The following is an 18,584-nucleotide window of genomic DNA, read 5'->3' as shown; positions in this document are numbered from 1 at the left end:
CACTCCCTGGAGGCCTTCAGTCGAGGAGCCGCTCGCGCAGGCGCTCGCGGGTCTCCGGAGTGATCTCGAGCCCCTTCTCCAGATAGGCGTCGACGCCGCCCCAGGCCTCCTCGATGGTGTCGAAGGCCGCCGTCAGGTACTCGGCGCGCGCGTCGAAGAGCGGGCTGAGCAGCTCCATGACCTCGGGGGAGTAGGCCGAGTCGGCGGAGCCGCTGCGCCGCACCTTGTAGCGGCGGTGCTTGGCGTTCGACTTCAGGTAGTCCTCGACGATCGCCTCGCGCTCGACACCCACCGCGAGCAGCGTCACCGCGACCGACAGGCCCGCGCGGTCCTTGCCCGCCGCGCAGTGCATCAGCGCGGGGACGCTGTCCTCGGCGAGCGCGTGCAGCACCTTCGAGTGCTCGGCGGTGCGGTGTTTGATGATCGTGCGGTAGGAGGCGATCATCCGGCCCGCGCCCTTGCCGTCCGAGAGGATCTCGCGCAGCTGGTCCAGGTCGCCGTCGCGGACCATCTTCCAGAACTCGGCGCCCTCGGCGGGGTCGCTCAGCGGCAGGTTCACATTGCGCACGCCCGGCAGCTCGACGTCCGGCCCCTCGAGCTTCTGGTCGGCCCCGTTGCGGAAGTCGAAGATCGTGTGCAGGCCCAGGGTGGTCAGGAAGGCGGCGTCCTCACCGGTCGCGTGCGCGAGGTGGCCGCTGCGGAACAGCACTCCCTGGCGCACCCGCCGTCCGTCCACGGTCGGAAGTCCGCCCACATCACGGAAGTTGCGCACTCCGGCCAGCTCGGGCTCGGTCGACGGGACCTGCTGTGTCACGAGGGCTCCTCCCCTTCGGCGCCGCCCGCCGCGGCTCGTCGGCGGGCACCACTCGACGATACGACATGCCTGCCTGGGGCAATGAGTTGTCCACAGACGTTGCCCGGAGCCCCCACAGCCCTTGATGATGTTGCCGTCTGGTCGCACCTGATCGGGCTTGTTCGAATCTGTGAGGGCATGATGGTGGACATCTCCGAAGACGGTCGTACGTGGGTGCTCTCCGGGCCGGCCAGCAGCTACGCCGTCCATGTCACCGACCGGGACGAGCTGCTGCACCTGCACTGGGGCCCACGGATCGGCCTCGCCGACGCCGAGGCCCTCGCCGTCCGGCCGCTGCCGGACTACTGGCCCTTCGAGGCCCCGCTCGACGGGCGCGAGGAGTACCCGGTCGAGGGCGGCCCCCGTTTCGTCCGCCCCGCCCTGTCCGTACGCACGCCCGAGCGGCGCGGCACCGAGTGGGTGCTCGAGGGGCACGACACCGAGGACGGAGAGCTGCGGCTGCGGTTCCGTGACGGCGACCTCGCCGTCACGCTGCACTACCGGATGCGTTCCTCGACGGATGTGGTCGAGCGCTGGGTGACCCTGGACAACCGGGGGCCGGCCGTCGAGCTGCTGCGCGCCGACTCCGCCACCTGGACCCTGCCCGACCGGGATACCTGGCGGCTGTCCCAGCTGCACGGCCGCTGGGGCGCCGAGTCGCGGCTGACGCGCTCCGCCCTCACCCACGGCGAGAAGGTCATCGGCAGCCGCCGCGGCCACACCTCCCACCAGCACCTGCCGTGGGTCGCCCTCGACACCGACGCCACCGAGGAGCGCGGCGAGGTCTACAGCTGCGCACTGGGCTGGTCCGGGTCCTGGCGCGTCGCCGTGGCCCAGCTCCCGGACGCCCGTGTGCAGATCACCGGCGGCGCCGGCTACGACGACTCGGGCCTGCTGATGCTGGGCACGGGCGAGTCGTACACGACCCCCGTCTTCGCCGGGCTCTGGAGCGACGGCGGCTTCGGCGGGGCGAGCCGCTCCTGGCACGCCTACCAGCGGACCCACGTCGTCCCGGACGCGGACCGGGACCGGCCGGTGCTGTTCAACTCCTGGGAGGCCACCGAGTTCGACATCTCCGAGGAGCAGCAGCGGGCGCTCGCCGCGCGGGCCGCGGCCATGGGCGTCGAGCTGTTCGTGGTCGACGACGGCTGGTTCGGGTCCCGGACCAGCGACCGGGCCGGGCTCGGTGACTGGACGCCCAACCCCGACCGCTTCCCGGGCGGGCTGAAGCCGCTCGCCGACCATGTGCACGGTCTCGGCATGCAGTTCGGGATCTGGGTCGAGCCGGAGATGGTCAACGCGGACAGCGACCTGTACCGCGCGCACCCCGACTGGGTGCAGCACCAAACGGGACGAAAGCGGACGGAGTTCCGCAATCAGCTCGTATTGAACCTCGCCCGCGAGGACGTCCAGGAGTACCTGTGGGAGCGGCTCGACGGGCTGCTCTCCGGTGCGCCGATCGACTACGTCAAGTGGGACTTCAACCGCTGCTTCTCCGATGCCGGCTGGCCGGACGACCCCTACCCGCAGCGGCTGTGGGTCGACCACGTCCGCGCCCTGTACGGCCTGCTGGACCGACTGCGGGCGGCCCACCCGGGCGTGGCCTTCGAGTCCTGCTCGGGCGGCGGCGGCCGGATCGACCTCGGGGTGCTGGGCCGTACGGACCAGGTGTGGACCTCCGACAACACCGACCCGCTCGACCGGCTCGCCATCCAGCACGGCTTCAGCCAGATCCATCCGGCCCGGGTCATGGCCGCCTGGGTCACCGACAGTCCGAACGCCATGCTCAACCAGCGGGCCAGCTCCCTGCGGTTCCGGTTCGTCAGTGCCATGGCCGGGGTGCTCGGGGTGGGCGGCGACCTCACGAAGTGGACGGCGGAGGAGCTCGCCGAGGCGCGGCAGTGGGTGGGGCTCTACAAGGAGATCCGGCCCGTGGTGCAGCGCGGCGACCTGTACCGGCTGCGGCCCCCGGAGGGCGGCCTGAGTGCGGTCCAGTACGTCCTCGGTGACGAGACCGTCGTCCTCGCCTGGCTCCAGGCGCAGCGCTACGGCGAGCCTGTTCCGGCGCTCCGGCTGCGAGGCCTCGACCCGACAGCGACGTACGAATGCCTTGAAACGGGCGAAGTTCACCGAGGGGTCGTACTCGCCCATCATGGGCTGCGAGTCGGCCTGCGGGGCGACCTGGATGCCGCGGTCGTCCGCCTTAGGCTCAAGTAGTCGTTCTGTCCGAATAAGGCGAATAGGGCACTTAAGGTGCTTCGGTATAACGTGCCCCGATCGTAAAGGAGATGAGGTCGGGGTGCGTGACCATCGTCATATTCGTGACGATCTGTTGTCGTCATGTTCACGTAATTCCTGCGTTATTCAGGGACATTGAGGAAAGTCGGAGATCGGTAATCCACGCTCGGTGACGGGAAATGTGCCGACGCGTCAAGAAAAACGCTCTCACCGGCAACCGCAAGCTTGTCCCATTGCGTCTTGGTCGCTTACGTTCCACACCAATCCGGACGGACGCCTAATCCTGCCGCCGCCCGGAGCCCCACACGCTGACCCGACGTACGGCAGGAGCGGGGGACCCACAGGTAAGACGCCTGTTCCGGTTCCCGGAACGGCTTGGGGTTAAGCCGCGCCTCGGCGCGGCCGGGCATCTCCAGCCCGAACCCGACAGCTCACCTCGCAGGCGACGGAGAGGAAATCGCCATGCCCGCGAAGGGTAAGCACCGCCGCCCGAAGACCCAGCGCTTCACCCGCTCCATCGCCGTCGCCGGAACCGGCGGGGCCGCCCTCGCCCTTCCGCTCATGGGGGCCGCCGGCGCCCACGCCGCCACCCCGCAGTCGGCTCCGAAAAAGGCCGTCCAGTCCGCTCCGGCCGCCGGGAAGAAGGCCGCCGAAAAGGCCACGGGCGCTCGCACGTACACCGTGAAGGCCGGCGACTATCTCGCGAAGATCGCCGAAGACCAGAACGTCAGCGGTGGCTGGAAGAAGCTCTACGCCGACAACCGTGACGCGGTCGGTGCCGACCCGTCGCTGATCCACCCGGGCCTGAAGCTCTCGGTCGGCAAGAAGGCGGCGGGTGAGCCCAAGGCGCAGTCGTCCGCGCCGAAGGCGCCGAAGGCTTCGGCCGAGAAGTCGTCCGCCGGCGAGTCGTCCTCCAAGGCCGACACCGCCGCGAAGCCGGCTGCCGCCAAGCCGGCCGCCGAGGCTTCCGGCTTCAGCCTTCCGGTGGACGGCGCCTCTGTCGGCACGCCGTACCACATGTCCGGCAACATGTGGTCCAGCGGCTACCACACCGGTGTCGACTTCGTCGTCCCGACCGGCACCTCGCTCAAGGCCGTCGGCGCGGGCACGGTCGTCTCCGCCGGCTGGGGCGGCGCGTACGGCAACCAGGTCGTCATCCAGCTCGAGGACGGCAAGTACGCGCAGTACGCCCACCTCTCCTCGCTCTCCGTCTCGGCCGGCCAAACTGTGACCGCCGGGCAGCAGATCGGCCTGTCCGGTGCGACCGGCAACGTGACCGGACCGCACCTGCACTTCGAGATCCGCACCACGCCGGACTACGGCTCGGACCTGGACCCGGTCGCCTACCTGCGCTCGCACGGCGTCTCCGTGGGCTGACCGACCGCACGACCACCTGCCTGACACGCGGCCGAAGGCCGGACCCTGATCCCCGGGTCCGGCCTTCGGTGTGTGCGCGGCCGCCGATCGTCTCAAGGGATCGACAGGACGCGGCAGTTGGGACACAGTGATCCCGTCGTGAGTGCAAGCGCTTTCCGAAGGAGTTGTGTCCCGTGCCGACCACCCGGAGAACGTTCGGAGCCCTGGCCGCCGGAGCCGCCCTGGCCGCCCTCGCCCCGGCGGCGACCGCGAACGCCGCTCCCCGTCACCGCCGCCTGATCGCCCACGACGACTTCTGCCACGGCCTCGGCAGGTGGGCGACCGAACTCCAGGACGGCGGCACCGTCACCGCCTCCCGCGGGGTCCTGGAGATCGACGTACCGAGCGGAGCGACCGTCTGGTTCCGGCAGCGGATCGAAGGGCCGTACGTCCTCGAGTACACCGCCACGCCCGTCTCCGAGGGTGGGGTCAACGACCGGGTCTCGGACCTCAACAACTTCTGGAACGCGACCGACGTCCGCTCCCCGGACGACCTCTTCGCGACGTCGCGTGGCGGGGCGCTGGAGGAGTACGACCACCTGACGACGTACTACGCCGGGTACGGGGCCAACTACAACAGCACGACCCGGCTTCGGCGTTACGTGGGCCTGGCCGGTGTGCGTCCCCTGATCTACGACTACACAGAGCCGCTGCTGGTCCCGGGCGAGCCGAACCGGGTCCGGATCGTCTCCGACGGGTCGACGGTGCGATGGTGGAACAACGGGCGCCTCGTCTTCGACTACACCGACCCACAGCCGTACACGAGCGGGCACTTCGCCTTCCGGACCGTGTGGAGTCACTTCCGGATCACGGGCTTCCGGGTCTGGCGACTGACCCCGCAACATCTCTGACGGGCGGCCTATTCCGAAGTTGGCGAACACTTTAGCAGTGGCTTATCTCACCGTCCGTCAACCCCTTCCTACGGTCGCGTAGGTCACATTCGAGGGTGAATTATGAGCGGCTGTGGCAGACGATTCGAAGAGTGACAGCAGAGCGGTGATCGGGTCGTACGTGGCGGTGGGGGACAGCTTCACCGAGGGCGTTGGCGATCCCGGCCCCGACGGGGCGTTCGTCGGCTGGGCCGACAGGTTCGCCGTCCTGCTCGCCGACCGCAGGCCCGAAGGCGACTTCCAATACACCAACCTTGCCGTACGCGGAAAGCTCCTCGACCAGATCGTGGCGAACCAGCTCCCGCGGGCCGTCGACATGGCCCCGGACCTCGTCTCGTTCTGCGCCGGGGGCAATGACATCCTCCGGCCCGGCACCGACCCGGACGAGGTGGCCGAGCGCTTCGAGCGGGCCATTGCCGAGCTCACCGCCGTGGCCGGCACGGTGATGGTGACGACCGGGTTCGACACCCGTCGCATGCCCGTGCTCAAGCACCTGCGCGGCAAGATCGCCACGTACAACGGGCATGTCCGGGCCGTCGCCGACCGGTACGGCTGCCCGGTGCTCGACCTGTGGTCCCTGCGCAGTGTCCAGGACCGTCGGGCCTGGGACGCCGACCGGCTGCACCTGTCGCCCGAGGGGCACACGCGCGTGGCGCTCCGCGCGGGGCAGGTGCTCGGCCTCGACGTGCCGGCCGATCCCGAGCAGGAATGGCCTCCGCTGCCGGTGCGCGGCACCCTCGACATCCGGCGGGACGATGTCCACTGGGCACGCGAGTTCCTGGTGCCATGGATCGGGCGCCGGCTGCGCGGGGAGTCGTCGGGGGACCATGTGACGGCCAAGGGGGCGCTGTCGCCGGAGGACATCAGGCTGCGGATCGGTTCGGTGGCGTGACGGTGCGCGTCTGCGCCTGTTCGCCGGGTGTGGGTCGGGGCCGTGTCGGGGGGTGTCCGTCCTCGGAACGGCGCGATGGGGTCGGATACCGACTCGCTGTTCGTTGACGCGCCAACCGCTGCGGGCGGACACCCCCCGACACGGCCCCTTCCGTGCGTCGGCGGGTGCGGGTCCGCTCAGCTGCGGGCATGCGTGCCGCTGGGGGCGGCACGGGTGGGCGGTGGGGGTCCCCCCGCTCGAGCGAAGCCGAGAGTGGGGGAGGCACCCCGCTACGCCGGGCTGCGGACCCACCCGGCCCCAGCACCGATGCTGGGTGGCTTATGGCAAGGCCGCTGATTCCAAGCCCAGTTCGCGAGACAGGGCCTTTTCCACCCACTCCTGCGCCCGCGCCCGCGGCACCGCGCCCTCGTAGGACGTCAGCTGGACGGCGAGCCCGTCGAGCAGGGCGGTGAGGCGCAGGGCCGTGCCGTGCGGGTCGGGGCAGTGGAACTCCCCGGCCGCCACACCCTCCGCGATGACCTCGGCGATGGACGCCTTCCACTGCCGGTCGAGGTCCTGGGCGACCTCCCGCAGCGCGGGCTCGCGCAGTGCCGCCGCCCAGCCTTCGATCCACAGCCGCCAGCCCTTGGCCTGGCCCGTCGGGGCGTACCACCGTACGGCCGACCGCAGCCGGCGCAGCGCCGACGTGCGGCGGCCCAGCAGCTTGCGCAGCTGCGCGAGGTCCCCCTCCGCCGCGTGCCGGAACGCGGCGGCCACGAGCTGTTCCTTCGTCGAGAAGTGATAGAGGACCAGCGCGTTGCTCACACCGAGCACCGAGGCGATGTCGGCTATGCGGACCGCCGTCACACCTCGGGCCTCGATCTGCTCGACGGCGGCCCGCAGCAGGTCCCCGCGCCGTTCCGCCACGCTCAACCGGACTCTCGTCACGCCGTCACCCTACACAGGCGGGTGCACCCTCTTGACGTGTGGATTCGGCCGGTCCGGCAGGGGGCGCGCGGCCGGTTCGCCGTCCGTCACCGGTACCAGCCGAAGCGCTCCGCGATCAGCGGCAGCCGGTCCGCCGCGATCGCGTGGGCGGCCGCGCGCGGCGTCGTCCCGTCGGCCTGCGCGCGGGCCAGCATCCGCTCCACCAGGGCCCGCATCGAGCCGCGGGTGCGGGCGAACGCTTCCTCCGCGTCGGCGCCGATATCCCCGAAGAGCGTCCACCACCACCAGGCGTTCGTCCCGGAGTTGACCACCACGTCCGGCAGCACGGTCACCCCGCGCGCGGCCAGCAGCGGCTCCGCCTCCGGTCGTACGGGCATGTTGGCCGCCTCGACGACCCAGCGGGCGGTGATCCGCTCCTGGTTCTCGTCGTCGATCGCGTATGAGACGGCAGCGGGTACCAGGACGTCCGTGTCGGCCGACAGCCACGCGTCGCCGGACAGGTCGCGGTCGCCGGGCCGCAGCGCGGAGCGGTCCACGGTGCCGTGGGCGTCCCGCGCGGCCAGCAGCGCCTCGACGTCCAGGCCCGCCGGGTTGGCGATCGTGCCCTTGAGGTCGGCGACGGCCACGACCGTGAGCCCGGCGCGCGTGAGGAAGCGGGCGGTCGCCCCGCCCATCGTGCCCAGTCCCTGGAGGGCGACCCGCGTCCCCGCGTACGGCACGCCGGCCCGGTCCAGGGCCGTGAGGGCCGCCTCGGCCACACCGCAGCCGCCGACCAACTCGTCGAGACCGATGCCGTCCACCTCGATCGCGAACGCGTCCTCGAGCCGCCGCCGCGCCTCGGCCTCGTCGTCCAGCAGCGGATAGACGGCCTGTACGGAGGAGACCAGCCCCGCCTCGGCGGCGGCCCGGTCCACCAGGTCCTGGGTGAGCCCGAGGTCCTCGCCCGTCGTCCAGCAGCTCTCGATGTACGGCCGCACCGCGCGCAGGTAGCGCACGAGCAGGGGGTACGCCTCCGGGTCCCGGGGGTCGCAGTCGATGCCGCCCTTCGCGCCGCCGAGCGGGACGTAGCGGCTCCCGGGGTCGTAGTGCAGGGCCTCCTTCATGGTCATCCCGCGGGCCAGACCGGTGACCTCCTCCAGGGTGCAGCCCGCGCGCATCCGCAGACCGCCGCTGGTGACACCGCGCACCAGCCGGTCGACGACCAGAAAGCCCTGGTGGCCGGTGAGGTGGTCGGTCCAGGTGAGGGACAGCAGGGGGCTGGCCATGCGGGCTCCTTCGCCGGGTTACTGAATCACCGGTCAGTATCACCCTCGGAGGACCCCTGTGCCCCGGTGTTGTCGGAGGGGCCGACCATAATGGAAAGCCTGACCGACTCCACTTGGAGGTACCGTGGCCGGTTTCCGTTCCCTGAGCGCCGGGCTCCGCCCGCTGCGGCCCGGGGCGTTCGGTGCGGATCCGCGCGGTGAGCGCATGGCGCGCATCCGCAGATCGCCCCATTTCAAGGACGGGGTCTTCCAGAACCCCGGCGGCCCCGCGCGGACCCGGCCCTCGGGCTCCACCCTGGACTTCGCGAAGGTCTTCTTCGACAAGGAGACCCGGCCCCGCCGCAGCCCGAAGGGCACGGTGCCGGTGCACTCCACCACCCTCGCCGACATCGCCCGGCCCCCGGCCACGGGGCTGCGGCTGACCTGGATGGGGCACTCCAGCGTGCTCGCGGAGATCGACGGCCGGCGGGTCCTGTTCGACCCCGTGTGGGGCGAGCGCTGCTCCCCGTTCCCCTTCGCCGGGCCCAAGCGGCTGCACCCGGTGCCCCTGCCGCTGGCCGCGCTCGGCCCGGTCGACGTGGTGGTCATCTCGCACGACCACTACGACCACCTGGACATGCCCACCATCAAGGCCCTGGCCGGCACGGACACACTGTTCGCCGTGCCCCTCGGCGTCGGCGCGCACCTGGAGCACTGGGGCGTGTCCGCCGACCGGCTGCGCGAACTGGACTGGCACGAGACCACGAAGATCGGCGGCCTCGCCCTGACCGCCACCCCGGCCCGGCACTTCTGCGGCAGGGGCCTGAGCAACACCCAGCACACCCTGTGGGCCTCCTGGGTCGTCGCCGGGGAGGAGCACCGGATCTACCACAGCGGGGACACCGGTTACTTCGACGGCTTCAAGGAGATCGGCGCCGAGCACGGGCCGTTCGACGCCACGATGATCCAGCTCGGTGCGTACTCCGACTTCTGGCCCGACATCCACATGACGCCCCCTGAGGGGCTCCAGGCTCAGCTCGACCTGCAGGGAGGCAAGCCGCACGGCGTGCTGCTGCCGATCCACTGGGCCACGTTCAACCTTGCCACCCATCCCTGGGCCGAGCCGGGGGAGTGGACGAAGGACCTGGCCGGGGCGGCGGGTCAGGACGTGGCGTTCCCCCGGCCGGGCGAGCCCTTCGAGCCGGCTGGGAAGCTTCCCGGGCAGCCTTGGTGGCGGGCGGTGTCCGCACCCATTGCCCATCCGTGGCGCCGTTCCGCGAGGGGGGTCACCGCGCCGGCCCCCCTGCCGCCGGCTGCTCCGCCCGAAGCGGCCCCAGGGCCGGCCGCTCCGGGCGGTCTCGACCTCGCGGGCGAGAAGTGATCCCGCGGTGTCGCCGCGCCTGAGGAGCGGGGAGGCCCGCCATGGTCACGGAGCTCCTTCCGTGACCCGCGGAAGCCCCGCCGACCGCAACGACCTGTTGAGCGGGCCCAGTTCGTAGATTCCCGTCAGGTCAGCCGATTCGAGCAGGCGCAACCGGGCGGCGTGCCGGGCCTGGGCGCGCAGGGTCGGGGCCAGCGGGTCGTTCGTGAACGTGAGGCCCTGCCAGGCGGCGTCGAGTACGGCGGCCGGGAGCGCCTGTCCCGTCAAGCGCTTGAGGTGGGCGCCTGCCGCGGTCCTGGCTTCCCGGGGACGGTCGGCGATCCAGGTGTTGGCGGCGACGGATCCCCGTAGGACGGCGTCGACCACGTCGGGGTGCTTCGCCAGGAACGTGGGCGAGACGATGACGTTCGTCGTGACGAACCGGCGACCGGGCCAGAGGTCCGCCTCGTCCAGCAGCACGCGCGCCCCCTCCGCGACCAGGATCGACGCGGTCGGCTCGGGAACCCAGGCGCCGTCCAGGGAGCCGGAGCGGAAGGCATCCACCGTCACCCGGTTGTCGGTGCGGACGAGGGAGACGTCGCCCCTGCCGGTCGCCGGGTCGATTTTCCACCCACGGCTCGCCGCCCAGTGCAGGAAAGCCACATCCTGGGTGTTGCCCAGTTGCGGTGTGGCGATCCGTTTGCCCTTCACCTCGTTCAGGGAGCGAATGCGGTCGGGGTTCACCACGAGCCGTACGCCGCCGGAGGCGGAGCCCGCCACGATCCTCAGCGCGTCCCCGCCCGACCGCAGATATCCGTTGATCGCGGGCGAGGGGCCGGTCCACGCGATGTCCACGGAACCGGCGTTGAGGGCCTCGATCACGGTCGGGCCGGCGTTGAAGGTCCGGGGAGCGACCTTCGTCCCCTTCAGCTCCCGGGCGAAGAAGCCTCGCTCGAGGCCGACGAGCGCTGTGGCGTGTGTGAGGTTGGGGAGGTAGCCGATACGCACGGTGTCGACGGAGAGTTCGGGGCCCCGGGCGGGTGGCCCCGCCGCCCCTGCCGTGGTCGGCCGGTTCTTTCCGTATCCGCATCCGGCCAGCAGGCTCAGTACGGCGGTGAGCACCACCGCCGCTGCGGCCAGCCGGGTCAGGGGCCCTAACGGTGACGGGGCAGAGCGCATGGCGGGGTCCTTGAGGTCAGGGGTGGAGACCGGCGGAGGGCGGGGAAGCTGCCGTGGGGAGGTGGGCCATGAGGCCGGGGCGCGCCACGTCGATCGGCCCCGTGAAGGCCTGGGCTGCCGCGCTCACGGAGGCTGCCTGACCGGTGCCCGGCCACAGATGGGTGAGCAGCAGCCGTGCTGCCCCGGCCGCCTCAGCGTACTCACCCGCCAGACGTGCGCTCAAGAGGAACTCCTCGTCAGCGCGCGGCACTTGGTCGACGTACGTGGCCTCGGACAGCAGGACGTCGGCGTCCCGCGCCAGGGCGGTCACCTCGGGGCTGGGCCCGGTGTCCCCCGTGTAGGCCAGGGACAGGCCGCCCGCGGTCAGCCGCACCCCCGCGTTCGGGACGAAGTGCGGCAGCAGGCGCGTGTCGATACGGAACGGGCCGATCTCGAAGCTGTCACCGCCCCGGAACTCGCGCAGTTCGAAGGAGTCCCCCAGCATCCCGGGCCGGTCCAGGGAGAGCACGGCGTCGAGCGCGGACGGCAGCGTGTACACGGGCAGGGGTGCCGGTGGCTCCTCGCTCAGGACGCGGGCGCGCAGCAGCGGGTTGAGGTCGGCGCAGTGGTCGGGGTGCCCGTGCGTGACGAGGACGGCGTCGACCTGCTCGGCCGTCGCGTACTCCTGAAGCGCGGGGAACGTCGCGTAGCCGGGGTCGACGAACAGGCGGAAACCCTCGCTCTCGACCAGATATCCGCTGCACGGCTGGTCCTTGACCGGCCATGCTCCGCAGCCGCCGAGGACGGTGAGGTGCATCATGCGGTGTTCCTGTTCAGACGTGAGGCTTTGCGAGTTGACGGGGATTTCCGATCTTACGCCCGATCAGGGAGTCCTCAACTCGGCGTGATCGAGGTTGAGTTGAGGGTTCAAGGATTGGGGGATTCGGGTCGAATCAGCCGGTCGATGGGCCTCCAGGAGACTTCTCGGACAATCGGATGGCTCTCGCAAACTGCAATGTGCACCGTTCTTCGCCGCCCGGAATGCACCCTTCCTCTTCTTGGGCGCGGCCGGGCGAAAGTAAATGTTATGAGGGGTGCGAGTCCCCCGGGGGCGCCTGGCAGCAGAAGATGCGTCGATTGTCCAGTTCGCCCTGATTTCGTGATAAGGCGCGCTTATCAGCGCCGCGAGGATGGCGGGTGCGTCAGGGGTGAAGCATTCTTGGCTGAAAGGCGCCCTGGACGGATGGGGCAGAAGTTTCTTTGGTTGACAGTGATGTCAAGCACTTGCAACGATTTGGCCAACATTAGAGTCAGAGTTGTTCGCTGCGTGCCAAAAGCTATCGGCGGACAAGTGAGGGGATGGCTGTGCAGCAACAGGTTCCGGATGTCGGCGGTATACGTGCGGAAAGAGTCGTCGTTGTCTCGCTGATGAAATCCGGCACCCATCTCGTGCAGGAACTGATGCTGGCTCTCGGCTACAAGATTTACGGCCAGTCCAGGATTCCGCAGGAAAACCGGCCCATTTTGGGTGACGAGACTCGTGATCGAGTCGTGCGCATGGTGCACGGCGACCAGGCGGCCGATGCCCTCAGGGCGCAGGGTGAAGACGCCTTCCGGGCCGGCGCCGACCAGGCGTGGGAGGCACTCGGCTGGGCATGGCAGCAGCGTCTCGGAATGCCTTTGGTCAACCGCTACGGCGCTCAGCTCACTCACACCGAGGCCGTCGATCAGGCCCTGCGGCGTACCTCCGGCACACCTTTCTCCTGGACGCCGGAGAACACCTCCTGGATCGTTCCTGAACTCGACATCAAAAAGGTTGACGGGAAGTTCATCGAGGAATGGACGAGCACCGGTGAGCCGCGGATCCTCTTCATGTACCGCGATCCCCGCGACATGGTCCTGTCGATGGTGAACTTCCTGCTCGGGAAGACCGCAAAGGGATTCGGCAACTTCAGCGAGTTTCAAATTTTCAACAACATTCTGGCGGCCAAGGGCTCCTTGGAGGAGCGCCTTCTTTACGCGCTGTCGGATCCGGCCTTCCCGGGCAGCGGTGACCATGAGCGGATGCTCTGGCTCCTGAACCACCCCAAGGTCTGCAACATCTCTTTCGAGGAAATGGTGGGGGCACGGGGCGGTGGCTCGGCTGAGGCCCAGCTCGACACCGTACGGCGCGTGATCGAGTTCGTCGGTGCCGACGCGGACCCCGAGAAGACCGCTGACGGGATCTTCAGCAGGGACTCGTTCTCCTTCTTCAAGGGCCAGATCGGCAGCTGGCGGGAGGCGTTCACCCCCCGGGTCGAGCAACTGGCCCACGAGCGCCTGGCCAAGGCCCTGGAGCTGTACGGCTACCAGGCCTGAACCCCCGCCCTGGGCCGTCGCCCGCGGACGCTGTTCCCCTCGCACGCCGAACCAAGGAGCTCCGAAGCCGCATGACCAAGGCCATCAGCCGGACACGCACCCTCGTGCTCGTGATGAGACGCGGGCTGAGCACGTCTCCGGACCACGTTCAGACCATGCTCGACCTGGACATACGGACCCACCTCCTCACCGTCGACACCGAGCCCTGGGCGAACGATCCCCGCTTCGCCTCCGTGCGCCGGCTCCCGCACGACGCCGACCAGCGTGACTTCGTGAAGGCCGCCGTCGAGACCGCCCGGGAACGTGACGCCTCCGCTGTCGTCACCTTCATCGAGCCGGACATCGAGATCGTCGAGGAGGCCAACGCGGAACTCGGCCTCGACTGGGCGATCCCCGAGGCCGCCCGCATCTGCCGCGACAAGCACCGTCAGCGGATGTTCCTGGCCGAGCACGACATCCCGTCGGTCTGGTTCCACCCGGTCACCGACATCGAGTCGGCCGTCGAGGCGGCAACCGCCCGAGGACTGCCGCTCATGGTCAAGCCGACCCGGGCCGCCGCCAGCGACTGCGTCGAACTCGTCAGCGACGTCGACCGGTTGAGGGCCTCCCTCAAGGTGATCCAGGGCTATATCGAAAGCGGCCGCAACTTCTACTTCTCCGGCGCCCCGGAGTCCTGGGCGGTCCTGGAGGAGTACCTGCCGGGCGAGGAGATCACCCTCGACGGCGTCGTGCTCGACGGGCGGTTCGTCCTCGGCGGCGTCCACAACAAGAAGCACTCGGCCGGCCCGCACTTCGAAGAGGACCTGTACACGCTGCCGTTCAAGACCCCGGAACACGAGGCCGAGGTCGCCGGCATCGCCGCTCGCATCACCCGTGCACTCGGCGTGAAGCACGGCCTGTTCAACGCCGAGATGCGGCAGGACGCCGAAGGCCGGTACCGGGTCATCGAGTTCTCGATCCGCGTCTCCGGCGGCCATGTGTACCGGCACATCAAGGACGTGTACGCCATCGACTTCGTGCGTATGTTCCTGCGCGCGGCGTGCGGCGAGAGCGTCGAGGACATCCTCGCCCAGGAGAACCAGAAGCAGCCGCCCCGGATGACCGTGTGCGCCAAGGTCATCTACCGCAACGGGCGTGTCGTGCGCAACAGCGTGGGTGAGGCCATGCACTCGCCGTACCTCCGTACGTACTTTCCCGTGGCCAAGCCCGGCACGGACGTCGTCTCCGGTGAGAACGGCTTCGACTTCACCGGCCTGCTGTCCGTGTGGCACCCCTGGCAGCCCGGCCAGGACCCCGCCGTCGTCCACGACGTGGCACGCACCCTCGCGGAGAAGCTCGACGTGGAAGTGGCCGACGAGACGCAAGGGCAGAAGGCTCCGTGACCGCGTCACGTCCCGGCAGACGTCGCTGGGCCGTCGGCGGCGCGATGCTGTCGGTGGCTCTCCTCACCGCGTCCTGCGGTGAGGGCGCCGCCGGCAAGGCCGTGTCACCGAGGGTCAAGAACGTCACGCTGGTGAAGTCCGGGAAGATCGTGGTGTGCACCAACGTGCCCTACGAGCCGTTCTCCTTCACCCGCAACGGCGAGGTCGTCGGCTTCGACATCGCGCTCATGGACAAGGTGGCCCGGCGGCTGGGAGTGAAGCAGGAGATCGTCGACATCGACTTCGACCCGATCCGGAGCGGCGCGGCACTCAACTCCGGCAGGTGCGACGTCGCGGCGGCCGGCATCACGATCACGGAGGAGCGCAGAAAGAACGTGTCCTTCTCGGACTCGTACTTCGACGAGGCGCTCAGCCTGATGAGCCCCGAGGGCAAGCCGGTGGCCACGCTGGACGAGGCCAGGGCCGGCAAGAAGCGCGTCGGCGTGCTGACCGGCACGACCAGCATGAAGGCCGCGGTGGACGAGGGCATCGAGCCTCAGGAGTACAAGGACTCCGGCAAGCAGCTCACCGCCCTGCGCTCGGGGAGCGTCGACGTCATCGTGCAGGACCTCCCCGTGGTCACCAGCTGGCTCAAGAAGCCCGAACTGGCCGGGAAGTTCACCGCAGGACAGCCCATCAGCACCGGAGCGCACTACGGCTTCGTCGTGAAGAAGAAGGGCAGTGAGCACCTGCTCAAGGTGATCAACGAGGTGATCGCCGACGCGAAGCAGGACGGCAGCTACGCCCGGCTCCACCAGAAGTGGCTCGGTGTCCCACCCGAGCAGAGCGCGACTTCCTGAGGAGCCATGGCCAAGACGTCCGCAGCTCCCCTGAACCTCGACCCCGTTCCCTCACCTTCCGCGACAGCCGGGTTCAGCCCTCGCCGCCGCAGACGCATCAGCCTGACCGCGCAGTACGCGCTGTTCGTCATGGTCGTCGCCGCGGTGGCGCTCCAGGTCGACTGGGCCGCCGTCCAGGAGCACTTCCTCGACCTGGGCGTCGCCCGCGAGACCTTCCCCGGCCTGCTCACGGTGGCGCTGCGCAACACCGTCCTGTACACACTCTCCGGCTACGTCCTCGGTTTCCTGCTCGGGATCGTGCTGGCCCTGATGCGCCTGTCCTCCGTGCCCTTGCACCGCTGGACCGCCCTGCTCTACATCGAGATCTTCCGGGGACTGCCGGCGCTGGTGATCTTCCTGATCATCGGCTTCGGGGTCCCGGTCGCCTTCCCCGGATTCGCACTGCCCGGGGACATCTACGGGCAGGTGGCGCTGGCACTGGGCCTCGTCTCGGCGGCGTACATGGCCGAGACCTTCCGGGCCGGCATCCAGGCCGTGCCCAAAGGGCAGATGGAGAGCGCCCGTTGCCTGGGCATGTCGCACAGCCGGGCCATGTTCTCGATCGTGGTGCCGCAGGCCTTGCGTATCGTCGTGCCGCCCCTGACCAATGAGCTTGTCCTGCTCTTCAAGGACTCCTCGTTGGCGTTCGTCCTGGGGGTCACGGCGGCCACCACCGAACTCGCCAAGTACGGCTCCGATGTGGCGGCCGACCAGGCCGACTCCACCCCGCTCGTGGTGGCCGGACTCGGCTACCTCCTCATCACCGTCCCGCTCGGGATCCTGGTGCGCCGGCTGGAGAGCCGCCGTGCCGAAAGGGGCTGACGCATGACCACGGCTCAACCAGCCGTCGAAGTGGTCGGACTGCACAAGTCGTACGGAGGGCTCGACGTCCTCAAGGGAGTCGACCTGCGCATCGCGCCGGGCGAGGTCGTGTGCGTCATCGGCCCCTCCGGGTCCGGCAAGTCCACCCTGCTGCGCTGCGTGAACATGCTCGAGGAGCCCACCTCGGGTGTCGTCCTGGTCGACGGTGTCCGCATGAACCACCCCGACACCGACCTGGACGCGGCCCGGCGGCGCATGGGAATGGTCTTCCAGATGTTCCATCTCTTCCCTCACCTGACGGTGCTGGGCAATGTGACCATCGCCCAGCGGCGCGTACTGAAGAGGGACCGCGCCGAGGCGGAGCGCGTCGGGCGTGACTGCCTGGCCCGCGTCGGCGTCGAGGACAAGGCCGACGTCTACCCGGAGCAGCTGTCGGGCGGTCAGCAGCAGCGCGTGGCCATAGCCCGCGCGTTGGCGATGAACCCCGGCGTGATGCTGTTCGACGAGCCGACCTCCGCCCTCGATCCCGAGCTCGTCGGCGAGGTACTCACCGTCATTCGCGACCTCGGGCTGGACGGCATGACGATGCTCGTCGTCACACACGAAATGGCTTTCGCCCGGGACGTGGCCGACCGGGTCGTCTTCATGGACGCCGGAGTGATCGTCGAGGAGGGCCTGCCGTCGCAGGTCATCGATGATCCCCGCCACGAACGCACTCGCACCTTCCTTCAAAGAGTTCTCGGACCGCAGGGCTCTGCGGTGCCGGGGCCGGGCTCGACCAGCACGGGGAGAACACATGAGTACCACTGCCACACACAACACGGGTGAGGCGCACGACGACGACCACGCCTTCGCGCGGGCCTGCGCCGAGGAAGCGGGCGCGCGGCTCCTGGAGATCAGAGCCGCGGCGGCCCCGGACACCGACCCGCGCGAGCTGAAGGCCGCCGGGGACCGTGGTGCCCAGTCCGTCCTGGCCGACCTGCTCAAGCGGCACCGGCCGTACGACGCGACCCTGTCGGAGGAGGCCGCCGACGACCACGGTCGTCTGCGTGCGCGCAGAGTCTGGATCATCGATCCGCTCGACGGCACCCGCGAGTTCGCCGAACCTCCGCGCGAGGACTGGGCCGTGCACGTGGCCCTGTGGGAGGAAGGCGAGCTGAGGGCGGGAGCCGTCGCGCTGCCCGCACGCGGCACCGTCCTGTGCACCGACGACCCGGTGCCGCCCCGCGCGCCCGTCCGGCGTCGTCCCCGGATGCTGGTCAGCCGCACCCGGGCGCCCGAGTTCGTTACACGGCTGGCCGAGGAACTGGGCGCGGACGTCGTACCCCAGGGCTCGGCCGGGGCCAAGACCGCGTCCGTCGTGCTCGGCGAGGCGGAGCTGTACGTGCACGCCGGCGGCCAGTACGAATGGGACTCGGCGGCACCCGCGGCGGTCGCCGCCCACTACGGCTGCACCGTTCTCAGGCTCGACGGCAGCGTGCCGCGCTACAACCGGCCGGACCCGATGCTGCCCGACCTGGCCGTCTGCGCACCGGAGCTGCACGAGCCGTTCCGGGCGGCGTTCGCCCGGGTCTGCCCCGACTGGCCGGTCGCCGAGGAGGGCGCGGGCGTATGACGGCCGTCGTACAACAGGGTTGCACCGTCTGGCTGACCGGACTGCCGAGCTCCGGCAAGACCACCATCGCCACCGCGCTCGCCGAACGATTACGCGGCGACGGACACCGCGTCGAGGTGCTCGACGGTGACGTGATCCGCTCGTTCCTCTCGGCCGGCCTCGGCTTCAGCCGCGAGGACCGCGACACGAACGTGCAGCGCATCGGTCTGGTCGCCGAGATCCTCGCCCGGAACCGGATCACCGCCCTGGTCCCGGTGATCGCCCCGTACCGGAACAGCCGTGAGGCCGTGCGCAAGCGCCACGAGCAGAGCGGGACCCCCTACCTGGAGGTCCACGTCGCCACGCCCGTGGAGGTGTGCGCGAAGCGCGATGTGAAGGGGCTGTACGCCAAGCAGGCAGCGGGCGAACTGACCGGTCTGACAGGGGTGGACGACCCCTACGAGGTGCCCGAGTCCCCGGACCTGCGCATCGAGACCCAGAAGCAGACCGTGCAGGAGTCCGCCGTGATGCTCCACGCTTTGCTGATCGTGAGGGGGTTGTTGTGACGCGGG

General features: G+C 69.9%; 17 protein-coding genes and 1 riboswitch. Of the genes, 12 read left to right on the top strand and 5 right to left on the bottom strand.

The window, feature by feature from the left end:
* Positions 1-16 precede the first annotated feature (16 nt).
* Entirely contained in the window at positions 17-814 is a 798-nt protein-coding gene (locus OG542_RS05485; RefSeq protein ID WP_311128830.1) for a tyrosine-protein phosphatase, read from the bottom strand.
* A 180-nt stretch (positions 815-994) separates the two neighbouring features.
* Here OG542_RS05485 and OG542_RS05480 point away from each other — a divergent pair, with 180 nt between their 5' ends.
* From OG542_RS05480 to OG542_RS05465, 4 genes are all read left to right on the top strand, one after another.
* Positions 995-3,070: an alpha-galactosidase gene (locus tag OG542_RS05480; protein WP_328417778.1), complete on the top strand. Its 2,076-nt coding sequence runs from the start codon at positions 995-997 to the stop codon at positions 3,068-3,070.
* A gap of 317 nt (positions 3,071-3,387) precedes the next feature.
* Positions 3,388-3,551: riboswitch (cyclic di-AMP (ydaO/yuaA leader) on the top strand.
* Between the two features lie 2 nt (positions 3,552-3,553).
* Positions 3,554-4,468: a M23 family metallopeptidase gene (locus OG542_RS05475; protein ID WP_328408698.1), complete on the top strand. Its 915-nt coding sequence runs from the start codon at positions 3,554-3,556 to the stop codon at positions 4,466-4,468.
* A gap of 173 nt (positions 4,469-4,641) precedes the next feature.
* The gene (locus tag OG542_RS05470; RefSeq protein WP_328408696.1) at positions 4,642-5,358 is read left to right on the top strand and encodes a DUF6250 domain-containing protein; all 717 of its coding nucleotides are present in this window, start codon (positions 4,642-4,644) and stop codon (positions 5,356-5,358) included.
* A 145-nt stretch (positions 5,359-5,503) separates the two neighbouring features.
* The gene (locus OG542_RS05465; RefSeq protein ID WP_193477534.1) at positions 5,504-6,289 is read left to right on the top strand and encodes an SGNH/GDSL hydrolase family protein; all 786 of its coding nucleotides are present in this window, start codon (positions 5,504-5,506) and stop codon (positions 6,287-6,289) included.
* 318 nt (positions 6,290-6,607) lie between these two features.
* Here the strand turns inward: OG542_RS05465 and OG542_RS05460 are convergent, their stop codons facing one another.
* Positions 6,608-7,216, bottom strand: a complete 609-nt coding sequence (locus tag OG542_RS05460) for a TetR/AcrR family transcriptional regulator (RefSeq protein WP_328408694.1) — start codon at positions 7,214-7,216, stop codon at positions 6,608-6,610.
* 86 nt (positions 7,217-7,302) lie between these two features.
* Complete coding sequence (locus tag OG542_RS05455; RefSeq protein WP_328408692.1) at positions 7,303-8,481, bottom strand: glutamate dehydrogenase; 1,179 nt, start codon at positions 8,479-8,481, stop codon at positions 7,303-7,305.
* Positions 8,482-8,605: 124 nt separating this feature from the next.
* Here OG542_RS05455 and OG542_RS05450 point away from each other — a divergent pair, with 124 nt between their 5' ends.
* Positions 8,606-9,841, top strand: coding sequence for an MBL fold metallo-hydrolase (locus OG542_RS05450; RefSeq protein WP_328408690.1), 1,236 nt, complete (start codon positions 8,606-8,608; stop codon positions 9,839-9,841).
* Between the two features lie 45 nt (positions 9,842-9,886).
* Here the strand turns inward: OG542_RS05450 and OG542_RS05445 are convergent, their stop codons facing one another.
* Positions 9,887-10,999 (bottom strand): ABC transporter substrate-binding protein, encoded by a 1,113-nt coding sequence (locus tag OG542_RS05445; protein ID WP_328408688.1) that lies wholly within the window; start codon positions 10,997-10,999, stop codon positions 9,887-9,889.
* Positions 11,000-11,015: 16 nt separating this feature from the next.
* Positions 11,016-11,798: an MBL fold metallo-hydrolase gene (locus OG542_RS05440; RefSeq protein WP_328408686.1), complete on the bottom strand. Its 783-nt coding sequence runs from the start codon at positions 11,796-11,798 to the stop codon at positions 11,016-11,018.
* Positions 11,799-12,337: 539 nt separating this feature from the next.
* On the opposite strand from OG542_RS05440, the gene OG542_RS05435 reads away from it, so the two are divergent.
* The 7 genes from OG542_RS05435 to cysC all read left to right on the top strand — a co-directional run bounded on the left by OG542_RS05435 (position 12,338) and on the right by cysC (position 18,578).
* Positions 12,338-13,336 carry a sulfotransferase family protein gene (locus tag OG542_RS05435; RefSeq protein ID WP_328408684.1) on the top strand — a complete coding sequence of 333 codons (999 nt, stop codon included), beginning with the start codon at positions 12,338-12,340 and terminating at the stop codon, positions 13,334-13,336.
* Between the two features lie 71 nt (positions 13,337-13,407).
* Entirely contained in the window at positions 13,408-14,718 is a 1,311-nt protein-coding gene (locus OG542_RS05430) for an ATP-grasp domain-containing protein (RefSeq protein ID WP_328408682.1), read from the top strand.
* The gene (locus OG542_RS05425) at positions 14,715-15,557 is read left to right on the top strand and encodes an ABC transporter substrate-binding protein (protein ID WP_328408680.1); all 843 of its coding nucleotides are present in this window, start codon (positions 14,715-14,717) and stop codon (positions 15,555-15,557) included. The genes OG542_RS05430 and OG542_RS05425 overlap by 4 nt, the downstream gene beginning before the upstream one ends.
* 6 nt (positions 15,558-15,563) lie before the next feature.
* Complete coding sequence (locus OG542_RS05420; protein ID WP_328408678.1) at positions 15,564-16,418, top strand: amino acid ABC transporter permease; 855 nt, start codon at positions 15,564-15,566, stop codon at positions 16,416-16,418.
* Positions 16,419-16,421: 3 nt separating this feature from the next.
* The gene (locus OG542_RS05415) at positions 16,422-17,246 is read left to right on the top strand and encodes an amino acid ABC transporter ATP-binding protein (protein WP_328408676.1); all 825 of its coding nucleotides are present in this window, start codon (positions 16,422-16,424) and stop codon (positions 17,244-17,246) included.
* Positions 17,215-18,033 carry a 3'(2'),5'-bisphosphate nucleotidase CysQ gene (locus OG542_RS05410; RefSeq protein ID WP_328408674.1) on the top strand — a complete coding sequence of 273 codons (819 nt, stop codon included), beginning with the start codon at positions 17,215-17,217 and terminating at the stop codon, positions 18,031-18,033. Before OG542_RS05415 ends, OG542_RS05410 begins: the two co-directional genes overlap by 32 nt.
* Positions 18,030-18,578: an adenylyl-sulfate kinase gene (gene cysC, locus OG542_RS05405; protein WP_184588046.1), complete on the top strand. Its 549-nt coding sequence runs from the start codon at positions 18,030-18,032 to the stop codon at positions 18,576-18,578. Before OG542_RS05410 ends, cysC begins: the two co-directional genes overlap by 4 nt.
* Positions 18,579-18,584: the final 6 nt, after the last annotated feature.

This window comes from Streptomyces violaceus (genome assembly GCF_036014075.1).
Lineage (GTDB): Bacteria > Actinomycetota > Actinomycetes > Streptomycetales > Streptomycetaceae > Streptomyces > Streptomyces violaceus.
This window is presented reverse-complemented; position numbering and strand designations above follow the sequence as displayed.

Coding starts and splice junctions, on each gene's coding strand:
- OG542_RS05475 (WP_328408698.1), top strand. CDS start 3,554: ATGCCCGCGAAGGGTAAGCACCGCCGCCCGAAGACCCAGCGCTTCACC.
- OG542_RS05445 (WP_328408688.1), bottom strand. CDS start 10,999: ATGCGCTCTGCCCCGTCACCGTTAGGGCCCCTGACCCGGCTGGCCGCA.
- OG542_RS05430 (WP_328408682.1), top strand. CDS start 13,408: ATGACCAAGGCCATCAGCCGGACACGCACCCTCGTGCTCGTGATGAGA.
- OG542_RS05420 (WP_328408678.1), top strand. CDS start 15,564: ATGGCCAAGACGTCCGCAGCTCCCCTGAACCTCGACCCCGTTCCCTCA.
- OG542_RS05410 (WP_328408674.1), top strand. CDS start 17,215: ATGAGTACCACTGCCACACACAACACGGGTGAGGCGCACGACGACGAC.
- OG542_RS05480 (WP_328417778.1), top strand. CDS start 995: ATGGTGGACATCTCCGAAGACGGTCGTACGTGGGTGCTCTCCGGGCCG.
- OG542_RS05435 (WP_328408684.1), top strand. CDS start 12,338: ATGGCTGTGCAGCAACAGGTTCCGGATGTCGGCGGTATACGTGCGGAA.
- cysC (WP_184588046.1), top strand. CDS start 18,030: ATGACGGCCGTCGTACAACAGGGTTGCACCGTCTGGCTGACCGGACTG.
- OG542_RS05415 (WP_328408676.1), top strand. CDS start 16,422: ATGACCACGGCTCAACCAGCCGTCGAAGTGGTCGGACTGCACAAGTCG.
- OG542_RS05455 (WP_328408692.1), bottom strand. CDS start 8,481: ATGGCCAGCCCCCTGCTGTCCCTCACCTGGACCGACCACCTCACCGGC.
- OG542_RS05440 (WP_328408686.1), bottom strand. CDS start 11,798: ATGATGCACCTCACCGTCCTCGGCGGCTGCGGAGCATGGCCGGTCAAG.